Source organism: Rhodoferax sp. LB1P47 (assembly GCF_056521445.1).
This window is the reverse complement of record NZ_JBWMAU010000041.1, coordinates 1-1,287: the sequence shown is the minus strand read 5'-3', so window position 1 is coordinate 1,287 and position 1,287 is coordinate 1. Positions and strand designations below refer to the sequence as shown.

General features: G+C 59.9%; 1 protein-coding gene. It reads left to right on the top strand.

What is annotated here, in order from left to right; translation table 11 throughout:
- Positions 1 to 76: 76 nt before the first annotated feature.
- Positions 77 to 1,287: ISL3 family transposase (locus AC0969_RS19715; protein WP_479625849.1), on the top strand; the 1,211-nt coding region annotated here is incomplete at its 3' end.

Genomic DNA, 1,287 nt, shown 5'->3' with positions numbered 1-1,287 from the left:
GGCTCTCTTCCGTTTCGGGTGGCGCACCACGGGCTAGAAAATTGTGTTGACATCCAATCCCAAAGGAGAAACACAAATGCAAGAAGCGTTATTTTGCCAAGCACTGGGACTGTCAGCCCCCTGGGAGGTTGAGCGTGTGGCACTGGATGTCGCACGTAGCCGGATTGACCTGTACGTCGTCTGGCGAGCCAACAGTGCAGCGTGCCCGGCCTGTGGTGCTGCCGCGCAAAAGATCCACGACCATCGCCAGCGCAGCTGGCGCCACCTAGACTTCTTCCAGTTTGAAGCCCACGTCCACTGTGAGCTGCCCCGCGTCTCTTGCAGCGCCTGCCAAGGCACCACCCAACTGGGTGTCCCCTGGGCCCGCGAAGGCAGCCGTTTCACACTCATGTTCGAGGCCCTGGCCTTGACGCTGGCACGCGAGATGCCCGTCTCGGCCTGTGCGCGCATTCTGCGTTGCTCGGACAACGCCTTGTGGCGACAAATCGATGCGCACGTCGCACTGGCCCGCGCCAAAGAAAGCTATGCCGACGTCAAAGTCATCGGCATTGACGAGACCTCCTGCGCCAAAGGCCACAGCTACATCACGCTGGTGCACGACCTGGCTAACGGACGGCTGATCTACGCCACACCCGGCAAAGATGCCAGTACGGTACAGCGCTTTACAGAAGACTTCCAAACCCACCAAGGCAGACCTGAGGCCATTGAGGTGGTCTGCATGGACATGTCCAAAGCCTTCATCGCCGGGGCCGCCAAGCACCTACCCACGGCGGCAGTGGCCTTTGACGGCTTCCATGTCGTGCAACTCGCCAACAAGGCCGTGGATGCGGTGCGGCGCGAGGAGGCCAGGGATGAGAGCTGGCTCAAGAAGACGCGCTGGGTCTGGCTCAAAGACAAAGCCAAGTGGACGGCCAAGGAGCAGGGCAAGATGGATTGGATGCCCCACAGCCGATTGAAGACGGCCCGGGCATGGCGCATCAAGGAGGCGTTGCGCGACATCTATAGAAACAGCCGCACCGATGCGGCCCAGAGTACGTTGGCTTTGAAGAAATGGTTGCACTGGGCGCAGCGCTCCCAGTTGCACCCCATCAAGGACTTGGCCAAAACCATCAAACAGCACTGGGCGGGAATCCTCAAGGCGTTTGATGCATCCCACTTGCACACGGGCTACGTAGAGGCTGTGAATTCATTGCTGCAAGCGGCCAAAGCCAAGGCCCGTGGCTACGGCACAACCGACCACTTCATCGCTATGGCCTTCTTGATTGCTGGCAAGCTTTCTCACTTACC